At 62.5% G+C, this 1813-nt stretch carries 1 protein-coding gene; it reads left to right on the forward strand.

What is annotated here, in order from left to right:
• Nucleotides 1–709: 709 nt before the first annotated feature.
• Nucleotides 710–1813, forward strand: a 1104-nt coding sequence (locus tag MFF34_RS27840; protein ID WP_283236637.1) for a glycosyltransferase, incomplete at its 3' end; no start/stop codon positions are given.

Here is a 1813-nt window from a genome sequence, read left to right on the forward strand (position 1 = left end):
CCATGTTCCGGTGGCAGGCGATGGCTGCGTGGGTATTCGCCCAAGCCTTCAAGGGCGGTGTCCAGGCCGCTGAAGTCGATACCCTGGCCACCGGAACATGGCTTTTTCAACGACGACGGCACCTGGCCCCCGCGCACCTATGTCAACTACCGCCCCGGCAAGTACAACCCGCGCATCACCGGCGACCTGTTCCAGGCCATGGCCTTGCGTCAGCGGCAACGCTGCTACGACGATGCCGATTTCATCATCACCAGCAACAGCGAGATCAGCAAACGCAAATGGCGCAGTTACCTCAATAGCACGCTCAACCTGCTGGCCCCGCTGACCTTCGTGGTGCCTGGCCTGGCGCCCTTACTGGCGCTGGGCGGTATCGTGCAACTGGGCCTGGGCCTGGACCAGGCCATCAATGGCAAGACCCTGCACGACAAGCTCGACGGCATCGGCAACATCACCTACGGCCTGCTCAATGCAACGCCGCTGGCACTGGAAGCGGTGGCCAAAGGCAAGGGCCTGCTGCGTTTCGAGCAGGACGGCTTCATCGCCCCGCGCCGGGTGAACGAGCAGTGGGGTTACCCGCTGAGCCCTTCCGACCCACCACATTTACCCCCAGTGGNNCCTCCCTGCCCCCGTCGTGCCATTGCCGGACGGCGATGCCGCAGTGGCCAACTCTATACGGCGCTACCCGCGGTACAACGGCGACACCGATCGTATGATCAGCTATTACGAGGAGACGCCGGATTACCCGCAAGAGCTTGAATTGGTTTATGACATGCAGGCCGACCTGTTCATCACCGAGGAAGGCACCAATGAGGTAGACCCGACCTACTTCGAAGCCGAACCGCTCACCGGCAACATGCGCCCCGCCAACCCCGAAGGCCGGGCCGTCACCGACCCGATGCGCATGGCATCACTGCGCGGTCTGGGTATCGACCTGCAACTGCCCGTGCAGCTACCCAGCCCATTTCCCGCCGGCGCGCGCCCCATCCCGCAACGGATTACATCGCTGTGGGTAGGCGACAAGACGCTTGGCCCCGAGCTGCTTGAGACGTTGGCTGGCAATGCCCGGCGCCTGCAGGAAGGCCCGTACCAGTACCGGCTGTACTTGTCCAAGGCAAACCCCCAGGCCTATGCGCACAACGTCGATGAACTGGCCAGGAACGTGCCGGGGCTGCAGGTACTGCCATTGGAGGACCAGGCCTTTTTCAAAGCCTTCGAGCGAAGTCAGTATTTCGGCCATTACCAGGCAGCGATCGAGGGCAATAATGGCGTGGCCACCAACTTCTCTTCCGCGTCGGACGTGTTGCGCTACCCGATGCTGCACGCTGAAGGTGGGCTGTACATGGACGTCGATGACCAACTACTGGGCCAAGGCGCACACGCGGCGATCAATGATGTGGTGCTGGCGACCACCGATGACGGGTTGCTCCTGCATCCGCCCATGTCCAATCAGAAACTGGGCATGAACACCCTGTATAACACCAGCATGGTCGGCAGCCATGCCGGCAACCCGACCTTGCTGGCGATATCGGAAGAGATGCAGGCGCGTTTTCTCGCCGACCCGGACTTCTACCGGGCGCGGCCGACCTTGACCAGCGACCCGCGAGGGTTCTATGCGTACGCCAAACGCCTCAGCCACATCACCGGCCCGGCGATGCTCAGCGCCGTGACCGACCGCTTGCTGCCCGACCTGTACCTGATTCGTCAGCTGTACAACCTATACGCGATGCCGCGCATCAACAGCTTTCTGTATGTCGACATGGAGGCCTTGCGCCTGGTCTGGCATGACCGCTTGCCGCTCAATCGCCTGGCCAAG

Origin of the sequence: Pseudomonas sp. PAGU 2196, assembly GCF_022179005.1 — a bacterium.
Lineage (GTDB): Bacteria > Pseudomonadota > Gammaproteobacteria > Pseudomonadales > Pseudomonadaceae > Aquipseudomonas > Aquipseudomonas kermanshahensis.